Raw genomic sequence first — 16,018 nt, forward strand, 5'->3', positions numbered from 1 at the left:
CTGCAAAATCAAAACTGCGACTGCAGGTAGTTTTCCAGACCGATCAGTTTGATCAGGCCCAACTGCTTTTCCAGCCAGTAGGTGTGATCTTCTTCGGTATCGGCCAACTGGATGCGCAGCATGTCGCGACTGATGTAGTCCTTGTGCCGCTCACACAGTTCGATGCCCTTGCACAGCGCGGCGCGCACCTTGTATTCCAGACGCAGGTCAGCGGCCAGCATGTCCGGCACGGTAGTCCCGACGTCGAGGTCGTCCGGGCGCATGCGCGGTGTGCCTTCGAGCATCAGGATCCGGCGCATCAGCGCATCGGCATGCCCGGCTTCTTCTTCCATCTCGTGATTGATGCGCTCGTAGAGCTCGGTAAAGCCCCAGTCCTCATACATCCGCGAATGGATGAAATATTGATCACGCGCTGCCAGTTCGCCCGTGAGCAATGTGTTGAGGTAATCGATTACGTCCGGGTGACCTTGCATCGCCCTACATCTCCCTGCTTGAAAGTCTGTAGTTTGAACCAAGGCGACCGTTCGGTCACTCGATTCGCGAGATAAAAGCGAAGATATTCTGAGAAAAGTAGTTTAAATAACGCAAAAACCGCCCAATTGAGGGCGGTTCTGCTTCTCGTTTAGACTTCGTTAAGCCGTACACCCAACGCCGTTGCGACTGCTTCTCCGTACGCCGGGTCGGCCTTGAAGAAATGCTGCAGTTGACGGTCGACCACGTCAGCGGAAACTCCGGACATGGCGCCAGCAATGTTGCTGACCAACAGCGCCTTTTGCTCAGCGCTCATCAAGCGAAACAGTGCACCGGCGTGGCTGTAGTAGTCGGTATCTTCGCGATGATCGTAACGATCAGCCGCCCCACTCAACGCCAATGGCGGCTCAGCAAACTGCGGTGCCTGCTTGGGCGACTGCGGGAAGCTGTTCGGCTCGTAGTTGGGCGCCGCACCGCCGTTGCTGCCAAACGCCATGGAACCGTCGCGCTGATAGCTGTTGACCGGGCCGCGTGGTGCGTTCACCGGCAGTTGCTGGTGATTGGTGCCCACACGGTAGCGATGCGCATCGGCATAGGCGAATACACGGCCTTGCAGCATGCGGTCCGGTGACAGTCCGACCCCCGGGACCATGTTGCTCGGGCCAAACGCGGCCTGCTCGACTTCGGCGAAGTAGTTCAGCGGGTTACGGTTGAGTTCCAGTTCGCCGACTTCAATCAACGGAAACTCTTTCTGCGACCAGGTCTTGGTCACGTCGAACGGGTTCTCGTAATGCGCCGCTGCTTGGGCTTCGCTCATGATCTGGATGCACACGCGCCATCTCGGGAAGTCACCGCGCTCGATGGCGCCGAACAGATCGCGCTGGGCGTAATCCGGGTCGGTACCGGCCAGGCGCGCGGCTTCTTCCGGTGCGAGGTTCTTGATCCCCTGCAGGGTCTTGTAGTGCCATTTCACCCAATGCCGCTCACCGGTGGCGCTGATCAGGCTGTAGGTGTGGCTACCAAAGCCGTGCATGTGACGGTAGCCGTCAGGAATGCCACGGTCAGAGAACAGGATAGTGACCTGGTGCAGCGCCTCAGGGGAGTGCGACCAGAAATCCCACATCATCTGCGCGCTTTTCAGATTGCTTTGCGGAAGGCGTTTTTGGGTGTGGATGAAGTCAGGAAACTTCAGTGGATCACGAATGAAGAACACTGGCGTGTTGTTGCCGACGATGTCCCAGTTGCCTTCCTCGGTGTAGAACTTCAAAGCGAAGCCACGAGGATCGCGCTCGGTGTCCGCCGACCCACGCTCACCACCGACAGTGGAGAAGCGCAGGAAGGTCGGGGTTTGCTTGCCGACGGCCGCAAACAGCTTGGCGCTGGTGTACTGGGTGATGTCGCGGGTGACGGTGAAGGTGCCGTAAGCGCCCGAGCCTTTGGCGTGTACACGGCGCTCGGGGATGTTTTCGCGGTTGAAGTGGGCCAGCTTCTCTATCAGGTGGAAATCGTCCAGCAGCAACGGGCCGCGAGGACCGGCGGAACGGGAATTCTGGTTATCTGCGACGGGAGCGCCACTGGCGGTTGTCAGCGTTTTACTCTGGCTCATGCACAATCTTCCTCTTCAGTCTTGGAAACTGCCGGCTAATCGGCTGAGAGGGAGTATTAATCAGGAACATGACACCATCAAATTCATTAACTGATCAGCATCAATAGAAATTAACTAATTGAAAGCAGTGCCGGATAGACGGCGATAGCGCCGTCCGTCGTCGGTACTTTTCCAGCGCCCACAAAAAACCGGGCACTAGGCCCGGTTCTTCGTTTCAGACTGACGTCTTACTCAGCGGATACTGCTTCGCCGCCGGTAGCACGATCAACCAACTCGACGTACGCCATAGGCGCGTTGTCGCCAGCGCGGAAACCGCACTTGAGGATGCGCAGGTAGCCACCCTCACGGGTAGCGTAACGCTTGCCCAGGTCGTTGAAGAGCTTACCAACGATAGCTTTCGAACGAGTACGGTCGAAAGCCAGACGGCGGTTAGCCAGGCTGTCTGTCTTGGCCAAAGTGATCAGCGGCTCAGCAACGCGACGCAGTTCTTTGGCTTTTGGCAGTGTAGTTTTGATCAGCTCGTGCTCGAACAGCGACACCGCCATGTTTTGAAACATGGCCTTGCGGTGCGAGCTGGTGCGGCTCAGGTGACGACCACTTTTACGATGACGCATGGTTCATTCCTTACCAAACACAACGTTCGGTGATTACGACGATCAGGCAGTCGCCTTGTCGTCCTTCTTAAGACTTGCAGGCGGCCAGTTGTCGAGGCGCATGCCGAGGGACAGACCGCGGGAGGCCAGAACGTCCTTGATTTCAGTCAAGGATTTCTTGCCCAGGTTCGGAGTCTTCAACAGTTCTACTTCGGTACGCTGAATCAGGTCACCGATGTAGTAGATGTTTTCCGCCTTAAGGCAGTTAGCCGAACGTACAGTCAGTTCCAGATCGTCAACCGGGCGAAGCAGGATCGGATCGATCTCGTCTTCTTGCTCGATTACCACTGGCTCGCTGTCGCCTTTGAGGTCCACGAACGCAGCCAACTGCTGTTGCAGGATGGTTGCAGCGCGACGGATAGCCTCTTCAGGGTCCAGAGTACCGTTGGTTTCCAGATCAATAACCAGCTTGTCCAGGTTAGTACGCTGCTCGACACGGGCGTTTTCCACCACGTATGCGATACGGCGAACCGGGCTGAACGAAGAGTCAAGCTGCAAGCGACCAATGCTGCGGCTTTCGTCTTCATCGCTCTGACGCGAGTCGGCCGGTTCATAACCACGACCACGAGCTACTACGAGCTTCATGTTCAGGGCGCCGTTAGACGCCAGGTTAGCGATTACGTGATCGGGATTAACGATCTCGACATCATGATCCAGCTGAATATCGGCAGCGGTAACCACCCCCGAACCCTTCTTCGACAAGGTCAGCGTAACTTCGTCACGGCCGTGCAGCTTGATAGCCAGACCTTTAAGGTTCAACAGGATTTCAATTACGTCTTCCTGTACACCTTCGATGGCGCTGTACTCGTGGAGCACACCGTCAATCTCGGCCTCGACTACTGCACAGCCGGGCATTGAGGACAACAGGATGCGGCGCAGCGCGTTGCCCAGGGTGTGGCCAAAACCACGCTCGAGAGGCTCGAGAGTGATCTTGGCGCGGGTTGGACTGACAACCTGCACATCAATATGGCGGGGTGTCAGGAACTCATTTACCGAAATCTGCATGGATGCACCTATTTTCTAGCCCTTACTTGGAGTAGAGCTCGACAATCAGGCTTTCGTTGATGTCGGCGGACAGATCACTGCGAGCTGGAACGTTCTTGAAAACGCCCGACTTCTTCTCAGTGTCTACTTCTACCCATTCTACGCGGCCACGTTGGGCACACAGATCGAGAGCTTGGACAATGCGAAGTTGATTCTTTGCTTTCTCGCGAATCGCGACCACGTCACCAGCACGAACCTGGTACGACGGCACGTTTACGGTCTGACCGTTAACGCTTACGGATTTGTGCGATACCAGCTGACGGGATTCGGCACGAGTCGAACCAAAGCCCATACGGTATACAACGTTGTCCAGACGGCATTCGAGCAGTTGCAGCAGGTTTTCACCGGTTGCACCTTTCTTGCCAGCAGCTTCTTTGTAGTAGCCGCTGAACTGACGCTCGAGAACGCCGTAGATACGACGGACCTTCTGCTTTTCACGCAGTTGGGTGCCGTAATCGGACTGGCGACCGCGGCGTTGGCCGTGGATACCAGGTGCTGCTTCAATGTTGCACTTCGATTCGATCGCGCGCACGCCGCTCTTCAGGAAGAGATCGGTGCCTTCGCGACGAGCGAGTTTGCATTTTGGACCAATGTAACGAGCCATTCTTTACAATCTCCTGGATTACACGCGGCGCTTCTTCGGCGGACGGCACCCGTTGTGCGGGATTGGCGTCACGTCGGTGATGCTGGCGATCTTATAGCCACAGCCGTTCAAAGCACGGACAGCGGACTCACGACCTGGACCTGGACCTTTGACGTTAACGTCGAGGTTTTTCAGGCCATATTCCAGCGCAGCTTGACCAGCACGTTCAGCAGCTACTTGAGCAGCGAACGGGGTGGACTTGCGGGAACCGCGGAAACCCGAACCACCGGAGGTAGCCCAAGAAAGCGCGTTACCTTGACGGTCGGTGATGGTCACGATGGTGTTGTTAAAAGATGCATGGATGTGGGCGATGCCATCAACCACTGTCTTTTTAACTTTTTTACGAGGACGAGCAGCAGGTTTTGCCATGATAATTTTCCTGTCGATTCGCTGGGGCGATTACTTGCGGATCGGCTTACGCGGACCTTTACGGGTACGCGCGTTGGTCTTGGTACGCTGACCGCGTACTGGCAGACCACGACGATGACGCAGACCGCGATAGCAACCGAGGTCCATCAAGCGCTTGATTTTCATGTTGATTTCGCGACGCAGATCACCTTCAGTGGTGAACTTCGCCACTTCGCCACGCAGCTGTTCAATTTGCTCGTCGCTCAGATCTTTGATCTTTGCTGCTGGGTTTACCCCAGTCACTGCACAGATCTTCTGCGCAGTAGTGCGACCAACACCATAGATGTAGGTCAGCGAGATAACAGTATGCTTGTTATCTGGAATGTTGACGCCTGCAATACGGGCCATTCAGTGGGACTCCAATTGACAGCTACCTACGCCCCGGAAGCCAAGAAATAGGGCGCGAGATAATATCGCTGTAATAACAAATAATCAACCCGGCAGCGCACTAGCTGCCGGGCTTGAAGCACAATCACACTCAGCCTTGGCGCTGTTTGTGACGCGGTTCCGCGCTGCAAATTACTCGAACAACACCTTCGCGGCGAATAATCTTGCAGTTACGGCACAGCTTTTTCACCGATGCACGAACTTTCATCACCAACTCCTCGAACCTTATGGGTCAGCGCAGCATGCCGCTGCCGTAACCCTTCAGGTTGGCTTTCTTCATCAGGGATTCGTACTGGTGCGAAACGAGGTGCGATTGTACTTGGGACATGAAGTCCATCACAACCACGACGACGATCAGCAACGAGGTCCCGCCAAGGTAGAACGGAACGTTTGCCGCAACCACCAGGAACTGGGGCAACAGACACACGGCCGTCATATATAGAGCACCGAACAGGGTCAAACGAGTCAGAACGCCATCAATGTAGCGCGCAGACTGCTCACCTGGACGGATGCCCGGAATAAAGGCACCGGACTTCTTCAGGTTTTCCGCTACGTCTTTCGGATTGAACATCAACGCCGTATAGAAGAAGCAGAAGAAAATAATCCCTGCACTAAACAGCAGAATATTCAACGGCTGACCAGGAGCGATCGACTGCGAGATGTCCTGCAGCCAGCCCATACCTTCAGACTGACCAAACCAGGTACCCAACGAAGCCGGGAACAGCAAGATGCTGCTCGCGAAAATGGCCGGAATAACACCGGCCATGTTCACCTTCAGCGGCAAGTGGCTGGTCTGCGCAGCAAACACCTTGCGGCCCTGCTGACGCTTGGCGTAATGAACAGCAATACGACGCTGACCACGCTCAATGAACACCACAAAACCGATAATCGCTACTGCCAGCAAACCGATGGCAACCAGGGCAAAAATGTTGATATCACCCTGACGCGCAGACTCGAAAGACTGCCCGATCGCTCTCGGAAGACCGGCGACGATACCTGCGAAAATCAACATCGAGATACCGTTGCCAACACCACGCTCAGTAATCTGCTCACCCAGCCACATCATGAACATTGCGCCTGCCACAAAAGTGGTTACCGCAACGAAATGGAAGCCAAAGTCACCAGTGAACGCAACGCCCTGCCCTGCCAGACCAATGGACATGCCAATTGCCTGGACGAGAGCGAGGACGACAGTGCCGTAGCGGGTGTACTGAGCGATCTTGCGACGCCCAGCTTCACCTTCCTTCTTCAACTGCTCCAACTGCGGGCTGACGGCTGTCATCAGCTGCATGATGATCGATGCCGAGATGTACGGCATGATCCCCAGTGCAAAGATGCTCATCCGCTCCAGCGCGCCGCCGGAAAACATGTTGAACAAGCTAAGAATGGTCCCCTCATTCTGTCGAAACAGGTCCGCGAGTCGGTCCGGGTTGATACCTGGAACCGGGATGTGTGCGCCTATTCGGTAGACGATAATCGCCAGGAACAGAAAACGCAGACGAGCCCAGAGTTCAGACATACCGCCTTTGCCGAGCGCAGAGAGAGCACCTTGCTTAGCCATTTATTCCTCGAACTTGCCGCCAGCTGCTTCGATAGCCGCACGCGCACCTTTGGTGGCGCCGATTCCCTTGCCGATAGTGACAGCGCGAGTCACTTCACCGGACAGCATGATTTTCACACGCTGTACGTTGACGTTGATCACGTTGGCATCTTTCAGGGACTGCACAGTGACGATGTCGCCTTCCACTTTAGCCAGCTCGGACAGACGCACTTCTGCGCGATCCATGGCTTTCAGGGAAACGAAACCGAACTTAGGCAGGCGACGATGCAGCGGCTGTTGGCCGCCTTCAAAGCCTGGAGCAATGGTGCCACCGGAGCGGGAGGTTTGACCTTTGTGGCCACGGCCACCAGTCTTACCCAAACCGCTACCGATACCACGGCCCGGACGATGCTTTTCGCGACGGGAACCCGGCGCTGGACTCAGATCATTGAGTTTCATCGATTAACCCTCGACACGCAGCATGTAGTAAGCCTTGTTGATCATCCCGCGATTCTCGGGAGTATCCAGTACTTCTACAGTGTGACCGATGCGACGCAGACCCAGACCCTTAACGCACAGTTTGTGGTTAGGGATGCGGCCGGTCATGCTTTTGATCAGCGTTACTTTAACGGTAGCCATGATCAGAAGATCTCCTTGACGCTTTTGCCACGCTTGGCGGCAATGGATTCAGGAGATTGCATAGCTTTCAAACCTTTGAAAGTGGCGTGAACCACGTTTACCGGGTTAGTCGAGCCGTAGCACTTGGCCAGAACGTTCTGAACGCCAGCAACCTCGAGGACAGCACGCATAGCGCCGCCAGCGATGATACCGGTACCTTCAGAGGCAGGCTGCATGTACACCTTGGAAGCGCCATGGGCGGACTTCATTGCGTACTGCAGAGTGGTGCCGTTCAGGTCCACTTGGATCATGTTGCGACGAGCAGCTTCCATTGCCTTCTGGATTGCAGCAGGCACTTCACGCGACTTGCCACGGCCGAAGCCAACACGGCCCTTACCATCACCTACCACGGTCAACGCGGTGAAAGTGAAGATACGGCCGCCTTTAACGGTTTTGGCTACGCGGTTAACTTGAACCAGCTTCTCGATGTAGCCTTCGTCGCGCTTTTGGTCGTTATTTGACATAACTTAGAACTCCAGCCCAGCTTCACGAGCAGCATCAGCCAGCGCTTTAACGCGGCCGTGGTACTTGAAGCCAGAGCGGTCGAAAGCCACTTGCGAGACGCCAGCGGCCTTAGCACGCGTAGCGACCAGCTGGCCAACCTTTGTGGCCGCGTCAATGTTGCCAGTGGCACCATCACGCAGTTCTTTGTCCAAAGTCGAGGCAGATGCCAGAACTTTGTTGCCGTCGGCCGAAATGACCTGGGCGTAGATGTGCTGCGAAGAGCGGAACACGCAGAGACGCACGACTTCGAGTTCGTGCATTTTCAGGCGTGCTTTGCGAGCGCGACGCAGTCGAGTAACTTTTTTGTCGGTCATTTGCTATGCCCTACTTCTTCTTGGCTTCTTTACGACGGACGACTTCGTCCGCGTAGCGCACACCTTTGCCTTTGTACGGCTCTGGTGGACGGAAGTCGCGGATCTCGGCGGCCACTTGACCTACCAGCTGCTTGTCGATGCCCTTGATCAGGATATCGGTCTGGCTAGGAGTCTCAGCGGTGATGCCTTCCGGCAGTTCGTAATCCACTGGGTGCGAGAAGCCGAGAGCCAGGTTCAGCACTGTGCCTTTTGCTTGCGCTTTGTAACCAACACCGACCAGCTGGAGCTTGCGCTCGAAGCCTTGGCTTACGCCTTGGACCATGTTGTTTACCAACGCACGAGTGGTACCAGCCATTGCGCGAGTCTGTTGATCGCCATTGCGAGCAGCAAAACGCAGCTCACCGGCTTCTTCAACGATCTCAACGGACGAATGGATGTTCAGTTCAAGAGTACCCTTGGCACCCTTCACCGAAAGCTGTTGGCCTGCGAATTTTACTTCGACACCGGCTGGCAGCTTAACGGGGTTCTTAGCGACGCGAGACATGCTTATCCCCCCTTAGAACACAGTGCAAAGAACTTCGCCGCCGACACCGGCAGCGCGCGCAGCACGATCCGTCATCACACCTTTGTTGGTGGAGACGATAGACACACCGAGACCGCCACGAACTTTTGGCAGATCATCGACGGACTTGTACTGACGCAAGCCTGGACGGCTAACGCGCTTCACTTCTTCGATGACCGGACGGCCTTCGAAATATTTCAGCTCGATAGACAGCAGTGGTTTGATTTCGCTGCTGATCTGATAACCCGCGATGTAACCTTCGTCCTTCAGGACTTTAGCTACAGCCACCTTCAACGTGGAAGACGGCATGCTTACGACGGACTTTTCAGCCATCTGGGCATTACGGATTCGAGTTAGCATGTCCGCTAACGGGTCCTGCATACTCATGGGCTAGACGCTCCTAATACAGAAAAATTAGCCTTGCGGCTACTACATGTCGCCGAGAATCTCCGAGCATAAAAAACACGGGCTCAGGCGAGCCGGATATTCTAGACACACTCCAGAAATGAATCAAGCCCCAAAAGGGGCTTGATTCAGATTCAAGGCCACCGATGGTCGGGATCATACGATCCCGACCATCGAGACTTTGACAGCACTTACCAGCTGGCTTTAACCAGACCTGGTACGTCACCACGCATTGCAGCTTCACGCAGCTTGTTACGGCCGAGGCCGAACTTGCGGTAAACGCCGTGCGGACGACCAGTCAGGCGGCAGCGGTTACGCATGCGCGCAGCGCTTGCGTCACGTGGCTGCTTCTGCAGAGCTACGGTAGCTTCCCAACGCGCTTCTGGACTTGCGTTCAGATCAACGATGATAGCTTTCAGCGCTGCACGCTTGGTGGCGTACTTGGCAACGGTGAGCTGACGCTTCAGCTCACGGTTTTTCATGCTCTTCTTGGCCATTTTCCTACTCCAATCAGTTGCGGAACGGGAATTTGAAAGCACGCAGCAGAGCGCGGCCTTCATCATCGTTCTTGGCAGTGGTGGTCAGGGTAATGTCCAGACCGCGGAGAGCGTCGATCTTGTCGTAATCGATTTCCGGGAAAATGATCTGCTCTTTCACGCCCATGCTGTAGTTACCACGACCATCGAAGGACTTGGCATTCAGGCCGCGGAAGTCGCGAACCCGAGGCAGGGAGATCGACAGCAGACGATCCAGGAACTCGTACATACGCTCACGGCGCAGAGTCACTTTGACGCCGATCGGCCAACCTTCACGGACTTTAAAGCCAGCAATGGATTTCCGAGCGTAAGTCACAACGACTTTTTGACCGGTGATCTTTTCCAGGTCAGCAACAGCGTGCTCGATGACTTTTTTGTCGCCGATCGCTTCGCCCAGACCCATGTTCAGGGTGATTTTGGTAACGCGCGGAACTTCCATCACGTTCGAAAGCTTAAGTTCTTCCTTAAGTTTCGGAGCGATTTCCTTCCGGTAAATCTCTTTTAGTCGTGCCATGGTCTTATCTACCTAGCAGTGTTCAAGCATCAACCGCTTTTTGGGTCGACTTGAAGACACGAATTTTCTTGCCGTCTTCTACTTTGAAACCAACGCGGTCAGCCTTGTTGGTTTCGCCGTTGAAAATGGCGACGTTAGAAGCGTCCAGTGGAGCCTCTTTTTCGACGATACCGCCTTGTACGCCCGACATCGGGTTAGGCTTGGTATGACGCTTGACCAGGTTCAGACCACCAATAACCAGACGGTTGTTAGCGAGAACCTTAAGCACCTTACCGCGCTTACCTTTGTCTTTGCCGGCGATCACGATGATCTCGTCGTCACGACGAATCTTTTGCATGTCGGATCTCCTTACAGCACTTCTGGGGCGAGCGAGACGATCTTCATGAACTTCTCAGTACGAAGTTCACGGGTCACTGGCCCAAAGATACGGGTGCCGATCGGCTCTTGCTTGTTGTTCAACAGAACAGCAGCGTTGCCATCAAAGCGGATAATGGAGCCATCAGCACGGCGAACGCCGTGACGAGTGCGGACTACAACAGCAGTCATCACTTGGCCTTTTTTCACTTTACCGCGAGGAATTGCTTCCTTCACGGTAACTTTGATGATGTCACCGATACCAGCGTAACGACGATGGGAGCCACCCAGCACCTTGATGCACATAACGCGGCGTGCGCCGCTGTTATCGGCCACATCGAGCATGGATTGAGTCTGAATCATATAATTTCTCCGACCCCTAGTCCTTAGACTTCCACAGCGCGTTCGAGAACATCAACCAGTGCCCAAGACTTGGTCTTGGCCAGCGGACGAGTTTCACGAATAGTGACTTTGTCGCCGATGTGGCACTGATTGGTTTCGTCGTGCGCGTGCAGCTTAGTCGAACGCTTAACGTATTTACCGTAGATCGGGTGCTTAACGCGACGCTCGATCAGAACGGTGATGGTCTTGTCCATCTTGTCGCTGACAACACGGCCAGTCAGCGTACGGACAGTTTTTTCGGCTTCAGCCATGATTACTTACCTGCCTGCTGGTTGAGCACAGTCTTCACGCGAGCGATGTCACGCTTAACTTGCGAGAGCAGATGAGACTGCCCCAACTGGCCAGTTGCTTTCTGCATACGCAGATTGAACTGGTCGCGCAGCAGGCCGAGCAGTTGCTCGTTCAGCTGCTGTGCTGATTTTTCACGAAGTTCATTCGCTTTCATCACATCACCGTCCGCTTAACAAAGGAGGTGGCGAGTGGCAGCTTTGCAGCAGCCAGGGCGAAGGCCTCACGCGCCAACTCTTCAGAAACACCCTCGATTTCATACAGGACTTTGCCTGGCTGAATCTGGGCAACCCAGTACTCCACGTTACCCTTACCTTTACCCATCCGAACTTCGAGTGGCTTTTTGGTTACAGGCTTGTCCGGGAACACACGGATCCAGATCTTGCCGCCACGTTTTACGTGACGGGTCAGAGCACGACGCGCTGACTCGATCTGACGAGCGGTGAGACGACCACGAGCTACAGACTTCAGCGCATACTCGCCGAAGCTGACTTTGCTACCGCGCAATGCCAGACCACGGTTGTGGCCAGTCATTTGCTTGCGGAACTTCGTACGCTTTGGTTGCAACATTTGGCGTACCCCTTACTTAGCAGCTTTTTTACGAGGCGCTGGTGCTTGTGGTTTCAGCTCTTCTTGGCGACCACCAATTACTTCGCCTTTGAAGATCCAAACCTTTACACCGATCACACCGTAAGTGGTGTGAGCTTCGTAGTTGGCATAGTCGATGTCGGCACGCAGGGTGTGCAGTGGCACACGACCTTCGCGATACCATTCAGTACGTGCGATTTCAGCACCGCCGAGACGACCGCTCACTTGGATTTTGATGCCTTTGGCACCAATGCGCATGGCGTTCTGAACAGCGCGCTTCATAGCGCGACGGAACATTACGCGACGCTCCAGCTGCTGAGCTACGCTCTGCGCAACCAGCATACCGTCGAGCTCCGGCTTGCGGATCTCTTCGATATTGATGTGCACAGGCACACCCATTTGCTTGGTCAGGTCCTGGCGCAGTTTCTCAACATCTTCACCTTTCTTCCCGATAACGATACCTGGACGAGCGGTGTGGATGGTGATACGTGCAGTTTGGGCCGGACGATGGATATCGATACGACTTACGGACGCGCTTTTTAGTTTGTCTTGGAGATACTCACGCACCTTCAGATCAGCGAACAAGTAGTCCGCATAAGTCCGACCGTCTGCGTACCAGACGGAGGTGTGCTCCTTGACGATTCCCAGGCGAATGCCAATGGGATGTACTTTCTGACCCATCTCTTCGACTCCGTTACTTGTCAGCAACCTTGACAGTGATATGGCAAGACCGCTTGACGATGCGATCAGCACGGCCTTTGGCACGTGGCATGATGCGCTTCAGCGAACGCCCTTCGTTGACGAAAACGGTGCTGACCTTCAGGTCATCAACGTCTGCGCCTTCGTTATGCTCGGCGTTGGCTACGGCCGACTCCAGCACTTTCTTCATGATCTCGGCGGCTTTCTTACTGCTGAAAGCCAACAGGTTGAGCGCTTCGCCCACCTTCTTCCCGCGGATCTGGTCGGCGACCAAGCGGGCTTTCTGGGCGGAGATTCGAGCGCCCGACAACTTAGCGGCTACTTCCATTTCCTAACCCCTTAACGCTTGGCTTTCTTGTCTGCCACGTGCCCACGATAAGTGCGGGTACCGGCGAACTCGCCCAGTTTGTGGCCGACCATGTCTTCGTTAACGAGAACCGGGACGTGTTGACGACCGTTGTGTACTGCGATGGTCAGACCGACCATTTGTGGCAGGATCATCGAACGACGCGACCAGGTTTTCACCGGTTTGCGATCATTCTTTTCCGCCGCCACTTCGATCTTCTTCAGTAGGTGAAGATCGATAAAAGGACCTTTTTTCAGAGAACGTGGCACTGTCGTATCCCTCTATTTACTTGCGACGACGGACGATCATTTTGTCGGTACGCTTATTACCACGAGTCTTCGCGCCCTTAGTCGGGAAGCCCCATGGCGATACCGGATGACGACCACCAGAGGTACGACCTTCACCACCACCATGTGGGTGGTCAACCGGGTTCATGGCAACACCACGAACGGTTGGGCGAACGCCACGCCAGCGTTTGGCACCAGCTTTACCCAGCGAACGCAGGCTGTGCTCGGAGTTCGAGACTTCGCCCAGGGTCGCACGGCATTCAGCCAGGACTTTACGCATTTCACCGGAACGCAGACGCAGGGTCACGTAAACGCCTTCACGAGCGATCAACTGAGCCGAAGCACCAGCGGAACGAGCGATCTGAGCGCCTTTACCCGGCTTCAGTTCGATGCCGTGTACGGTGGAACCGACTGGAATGTTGCGCAGTTGCAGAGCGTTGCCTGGCTTGATTGGAGCCAGTGCGCCTGCGATCAGCTGGTCGCCAGCACTCACGCCCTTAGGGGCGATGATGTAGCGGCGCTCGCCGTCTGCGTAGCACAGCAGTGCGATGTGAGCAGTACGGTTTGGATCGTATTCGATACGCTCGACAGTGGCGACGATGCCATCTTTGTCGTTGCGACGGAAATCGACCATACGATAATGCTGCTTATGACCACCACCGATGTGACGGGTAGTAATACGGCCATTATTGTTACGACCACCAGTCTTCGATTTTTTCTCGAGCAGCGGTGCGTGAGGAGCGCCTTTATGCAGCTCCTGGTTGACCACCTTGACCACAAAACGGCGGCCAGGGGAAGTCGGTTTGCATTTAACGATTGCCATGATGCACCCCTTCCTTACTCAGCACTGCTGCTGAAATCGAGATCTTGGCCTGGCTGAAGGGAGATTACTGCCTTCTTCCAGTCATTACGCTTGCCCAGACCGCGAGCAGTGCGCTTGCTCTTACCCAGAACATTCAGGGTAGTAACACGCTCTACTTTCACGCTGAACAGGCTTTCGACGGCCTTCTTGATTTCCAGCTTGGTTGCATCAGTAGCAACCTTGAAAACGAACTGGCCTTTCTTGTCTGCCAGAACCGTAGCCTTCTCGGAAACGTGCGGGCCAAGCAGAACTTTAAATACGCGTTCCTGGTTCATCCCAGCAGCTCCTCGAATTTCTTCACGGCCGACACGGTGATCAACACCTTGTCGTATGCGATCAGACTAACTGGATCGGAACCTTGCACGTCACGTACATCAACGTGTGGCAGGTTACGAGCAGCCAGGTACAGGTTCTGATCAACAGCGTCCGACACGATCAGAACGTCGGTCAGGCTCATGTTGTTCAGTTTGCCCAGCAGGTCTTTGGTTTTCGGCGTTTCAACGGCGAAATCCTGAACCACGACCAGACGATCAGTACGCACCAGCTCAGCAAGGATGGAACGCATTGCTGCGCGATACATCTTCTTGTTCAGCTTCTGGGAGTGATCCTGTGGACGAGCTGCGAAAGTGGTGCCGCCGCCGCGCCAGATTGGGCTACGGATAGTACCGGCACGAGCACGGCCAGTACCTTTCTGACGCCATGGGCGCTTGCCGCCGCCACGAACGTCGGAACGGGTCTTTTGCTGCTTGCTACCTTGACGGCCGCCGGCCATGTAGGCCACGACTGCTTGGTGAACCAGCGTCTCGTTGAATTCGCCGCCAAATGTCAGTTCGGAAACTTCGATCGCTTGAGCGTCATTTACATTTAATTGCATGTCAGCTTCCCCTTAACCGCGAGCCTTGGCTGCTGGACGTACAACCAAGTTGCCGCCAGTAGCGCCAGGAACAGCGCCCTTGACCAACAACAGATTGCGTTCAGCGTCCACGCGCACTACTTCGAGGGACTGCACGGTCACGCGCTCAGCGCCCATATGACCGGACATTTTTTTGCCCTTGAATACACGACCAGGAGTCTGGCACTGGCCGATAGAGCCTGGAACGCGGTGGGACACGGAGTTACCGTGGGTATTATCTTGCCCGCGGAAGTTCCAACGCTTGATCGTACCCTGGAAGCCTTTACCCTTGGACTGACCGGTTACATCAACCAGTTGACCAGCGGCGAAGATTTCAGCGTTGATCAGATCGCCGGCCTGGTACTCGCCTTCTTCAAGGCGGAATTCCATTACGGTACGACCAGCGGCAACGTTCGCTTTAGCGAAGTGGCCAGCTTGAGCAGCTGTAACACGCGAAGCGCGACGCTCGCCGACAGTGACTTGCACTGCACGATAGCCATCGGTTTCTTCAGTTTTGAACTGGGTGACGCGATTCGGCTCGATCTCAATGACCGTGACCGGAATGGAGACACCTTCTTCGGTGAAAATACGGGTCATACCGCATTTACGACCGACTACACCAATAGTCATGTTGTAAACCTCATGAGTGTACGGGGCTTTCACCCGCTATGGCCGCCCATTTCAGAGCGTTACACGACTAAGACCGAGTCTTAGCCGAGGCTGATCTGCACTTCCACACCGGCCGCAAGATCAAGCTTCATAAGTGCATCAACGGTTTTATCCGTTGGCTGGACGATGTCCAGAACGCGCTTATGAGTACGGATCTCGTACTGGTCACGCGCGTCTTTGTTGACGTGCGGGGAGACCAGAACGGTGAACCGCTCTTTACGGGTAGGCAGTGGAATTGGACCACGCACTTGAGCACCAGTACGTTTCGCGGTTTCCACGATTTCCTGGGTGGATTGGTCGATCAGGCGATGGTCAAAAGCCTTCAACCTGATACGGATTTGCTGATTTTGCATTGGATTTCAGACT

The 16,018-nt window shown here is 55.1% G+C and carries 30 protein-coding genes; all 30 read right to left on the bottom strand.

The features are described from left to right. Window positions 1-8 precede the first annotated feature (8 nt). Window positions 9-473 (bottom strand): bacterioferritin, encoded by a 465-nt coding sequence (gene bfr / locus AACY45_RS21025; RefSeq protein WP_166591484.1) that lies wholly within the window; start codon window positions 471-473, stop codon window positions 9-11. 149 nt (window positions 474-622) lie between these two features. Continuing rightward, window positions 623-2,077: a catalase gene (locus tag AACY45_RS21030; RefSeq protein WP_339547233.1), complete on the bottom strand. Its 1,455-nt coding sequence runs from the start codon at window positions 2,075-2,077 to the stop codon at window positions 623-625. 227 nt (window positions 2,078-2,304) lie between these two features. Further along, window positions 2,305-2,691 carry a 50S ribosomal protein L17 gene (rplQ, locus tag AACY45_RS21035; RefSeq protein ID WP_024778333.1) on the bottom strand — a complete coding sequence of 129 codons (387 nt, stop codon included), beginning with the start codon at window positions 2,689-2,691 and terminating at the stop codon, window positions 2,305-2,307. A 42-nt stretch (window positions 2,692-2,733) separates the two neighbouring features. Then, window positions 2,734-3,735, bottom strand: coding sequence for a DNA-directed RNA polymerase subunit alpha (locus AACY45_RS21040; RefSeq protein ID WP_007924176.1), 1,002 nt, complete (start codon window positions 3,733-3,735; stop codon window positions 2,734-2,736). Window positions 3,736-3,757: 22 nt separating this feature from the next. Beyond that, window positions 3,758-4,378, bottom strand: a complete 621-nt coding sequence (gene rpsD, locus AACY45_RS21045; RefSeq protein ID WP_003210056.1) for a 30S ribosomal protein S4 — start codon at window positions 4,376-4,378, stop codon at window positions 3,758-3,760. A gap of 18 nt (window positions 4,379-4,396) precedes the next feature. Then, entirely contained in the window at window positions 4,397-4,786 is a 390-nt protein-coding gene (gene rpsK / locus AACY45_RS21050; RefSeq protein WP_002555466.1) for a 30S ribosomal protein S11, read from the bottom strand. Between the two features lie 30 nt (window positions 4,787-4,816). Further along, a complete protein-coding gene (gene rpsM / locus AACY45_RS21055; protein WP_003186020.1) occupies window positions 4,817-5,173 on the bottom strand; it encodes a 30S ribosomal protein S13 in 357 nt (118 codons plus the stop codon). Window positions 5,174-5,303: 130 nt separating this feature from the next. After that, the gene (gene rpmJ / locus AACY45_RS21060; RefSeq protein WP_002555468.1) at window positions 5,304-5,420 is read right to left on the bottom strand and encodes a 50S ribosomal protein L36; all 117 of its coding nucleotides are present in this window, start codon (window positions 5,418-5,420) and stop codon (window positions 5,304-5,306) included. A gap of 24 nt (window positions 5,421-5,444) precedes the next feature. After that, on the bottom strand, window positions 5,445-6,773 hold the full coding sequence (gene secY, locus AACY45_RS21065; protein WP_186532290.1) for a preprotein translocase subunit SecY: 1,329 nt from the start codon (window positions 6,771-6,773) through the stop codon (window positions 5,445-5,447). Continuing rightward, window positions 6,774-7,211 carry a 50S ribosomal protein L15 gene (rplO, locus tag AACY45_RS21070; protein ID WP_003228720.1) on the bottom strand — a complete coding sequence of 146 codons (438 nt, stop codon included), beginning with the start codon at window positions 7,209-7,211 and terminating at the stop codon, window positions 6,774-6,776. 3 nt (window positions 7,212-7,214) lie between these two features. Then, complete coding sequence (gene rpmD / locus AACY45_RS21075) at window positions 7,215-7,391, bottom strand: 50S ribosomal protein L30 (RefSeq protein WP_003186033.1); 177 nt, start codon at window positions 7,389-7,391, stop codon at window positions 7,215-7,217. Window positions 7,392-7,393: 2 nt separating this feature from the next. After that, a complete protein-coding gene (rpsE, locus tag AACY45_RS21080; RefSeq protein ID WP_003186035.1) occupies window positions 7,394-7,894 on the bottom strand; it encodes a 30S ribosomal protein S5 in 501 nt (166 codons plus the stop codon). Window positions 7,895-7,897: 3 nt separating this feature from the next. After that, window positions 7,898-8,248, bottom strand: a complete 351-nt coding sequence (gene rplR / locus AACY45_RS21085; protein ID WP_003186037.1) for a 50S ribosomal protein L18 — start codon at window positions 8,246-8,248, stop codon at window positions 7,898-7,900. 10 nt (window positions 8,249-8,258) lie between these two features. Next, complete coding sequence (gene rplF / locus AACY45_RS21090) at window positions 8,259-8,792, bottom strand: 50S ribosomal protein L6 (RefSeq protein WP_003176412.1); 534 nt, start codon at window positions 8,790-8,792, stop codon at window positions 8,259-8,261. Window positions 8,793-8,804: 12 nt separating this feature from the next. Further along, a complete protein-coding gene (gene rpsH, locus AACY45_RS21095) occupies window positions 8,805-9,197 on the bottom strand; it encodes a 30S ribosomal protein S8 (RefSeq protein WP_003186040.1) in 393 nt (130 codons plus the stop codon). A gap of 209 nt (window positions 9,198-9,406) precedes the next feature. Continuing rightward, window positions 9,407-9,712: a 30S ribosomal protein S14 gene (gene rpsN, locus AACY45_RS21100; protein WP_007918460.1), complete on the bottom strand. Its 306-nt coding sequence runs from the start codon at window positions 9,710-9,712 to the stop codon at window positions 9,407-9,409. 13 nt (window positions 9,713-9,725) lie between these two features. After that, window positions 9,726-10,265 (bottom strand): 50S ribosomal protein L5, encoded by a 540-nt coding sequence (gene rplE, locus AACY45_RS21105; RefSeq protein WP_003210069.1) that lies wholly within the window; start codon window positions 10,263-10,265, stop codon window positions 9,726-9,728. A 22-nt stretch (window positions 10,266-10,287) separates the two neighbouring features. Then, on the bottom strand, window positions 10,288-10,602 hold the full coding sequence (rplX, locus tag AACY45_RS21110) for a 50S ribosomal protein L24 (RefSeq protein WP_003176416.1): 315 nt from the start codon (window positions 10,600-10,602) through the stop codon (window positions 10,288-10,290). Window positions 10,603-10,613: 11 nt separating this feature from the next. Then, a complete protein-coding gene (gene rplN, locus AACY45_RS21115; protein WP_002555479.1) occupies window positions 10,614-10,982 on the bottom strand; it encodes a 50S ribosomal protein L14 in 369 nt (122 codons plus the stop codon). Window positions 10,983-11,005: 23 nt separating this feature from the next. Further along, complete coding sequence (gene rpsQ / locus AACY45_RS21120; RefSeq protein ID WP_003176419.1) at window positions 11,006-11,272, bottom strand: 30S ribosomal protein S17; 267 nt, start codon at window positions 11,270-11,272, stop codon at window positions 11,006-11,008. Window positions 11,273-11,274: 2 nt separating this feature from the next. After that, window positions 11,275-11,466: a 50S ribosomal protein L29 gene (gene rpmC, locus AACY45_RS21125; protein ID WP_002555481.1), complete on the bottom strand. Its 192-nt coding sequence runs from the start codon at window positions 11,464-11,466 to the stop codon at window positions 11,275-11,277. Further along, complete coding sequence (rplP, locus tag AACY45_RS21130; RefSeq protein WP_027898303.1) at window positions 11,466-11,879, bottom strand: 50S ribosomal protein L16; 414 nt, start codon at window positions 11,877-11,879, stop codon at window positions 11,466-11,468. The genes rpmC and rplP overlap by 1 nt, the downstream gene beginning before the upstream one ends. A 12-nt stretch (window positions 11,880-11,891) precedes the next feature. Continuing rightward, window positions 11,892-12,578, bottom strand: a complete 687-nt coding sequence (rpsC, locus tag AACY45_RS21135) for a 30S ribosomal protein S3 (protein ID WP_003176422.1) — start codon at window positions 12,576-12,578, stop codon at window positions 11,892-11,894. 13 nt (window positions 12,579-12,591) lie between these two features. Beyond that, the gene (gene rplV, locus AACY45_RS21140) at window positions 12,592-12,924 is read right to left on the bottom strand and encodes a 50S ribosomal protein L22 (protein ID WP_003103908.1); all 333 of its coding nucleotides are present in this window, start codon (window positions 12,922-12,924) and stop codon (window positions 12,592-12,594) included. 11 nt (window positions 12,925-12,935) lie between these two features. Continuing rightward, complete coding sequence (gene rpsS, locus AACY45_RS21145) at window positions 12,936-13,211, bottom strand: 30S ribosomal protein S19 (RefSeq protein WP_002555486.1); 276 nt, start codon at window positions 13,209-13,211, stop codon at window positions 12,936-12,938. A 16-nt stretch (window positions 13,212-13,227) separates the two neighbouring features. Further along, window positions 13,228-14,052, bottom strand: coding sequence for a 50S ribosomal protein L2 (rplB, locus tag AACY45_RS21150; RefSeq protein WP_003228734.1), 825 nt, complete (start codon window positions 14,050-14,052; stop codon window positions 13,228-13,230). Window positions 14,053-14,066: 14 nt separating this feature from the next. Beyond that, window positions 14,067-14,366: a 50S ribosomal protein L23 gene (gene rplW, locus AACY45_RS21155; protein WP_002555488.1), complete on the bottom strand. Its 300-nt coding sequence runs from the start codon at window positions 14,364-14,366 to the stop codon at window positions 14,067-14,069. Beyond that, window positions 14,363-14,965, bottom strand: coding sequence for a 50S ribosomal protein L4 (gene rplD, locus AACY45_RS21160; RefSeq protein WP_003228735.1), 603 nt, complete (start codon window positions 14,963-14,965; stop codon window positions 14,363-14,365). Before rplD ends, rplW begins: the two co-directional genes overlap by 4 nt. 12 nt (window positions 14,966-14,977) lie before the next feature. Then, the gene (gene rplC, locus AACY45_RS21165; RefSeq protein WP_003186059.1) at window positions 14,978-15,613 is read right to left on the bottom strand and encodes a 50S ribosomal protein L3; all 636 of its coding nucleotides are present in this window, start codon (window positions 15,611-15,613) and stop codon (window positions 14,978-14,980) included. 80 nt (window positions 15,614-15,693) lie between these two features. Further along, the gene (gene rpsJ, locus AACY45_RS21170; RefSeq protein ID WP_003186070.1) at window positions 15,694-16,005 is read right to left on the bottom strand and encodes a 30S ribosomal protein S10; all 312 of its coding nucleotides are present in this window, start codon (window positions 16,003-16,005) and stop codon (window positions 15,694-15,696) included. Window positions 16,006-16,018 lie beyond the last annotated feature (13 nt).

The organism is Pseudomonas sp. RA_35y_Pfl2_P32 (assembly GCF_963970735.1).
In the GTDB taxonomy this organism is placed as follows: Bacteria; Pseudomonadota; Gammaproteobacteria; order Pseudomonadales; family Pseudomonadaceae; genus Aquipseudomonas.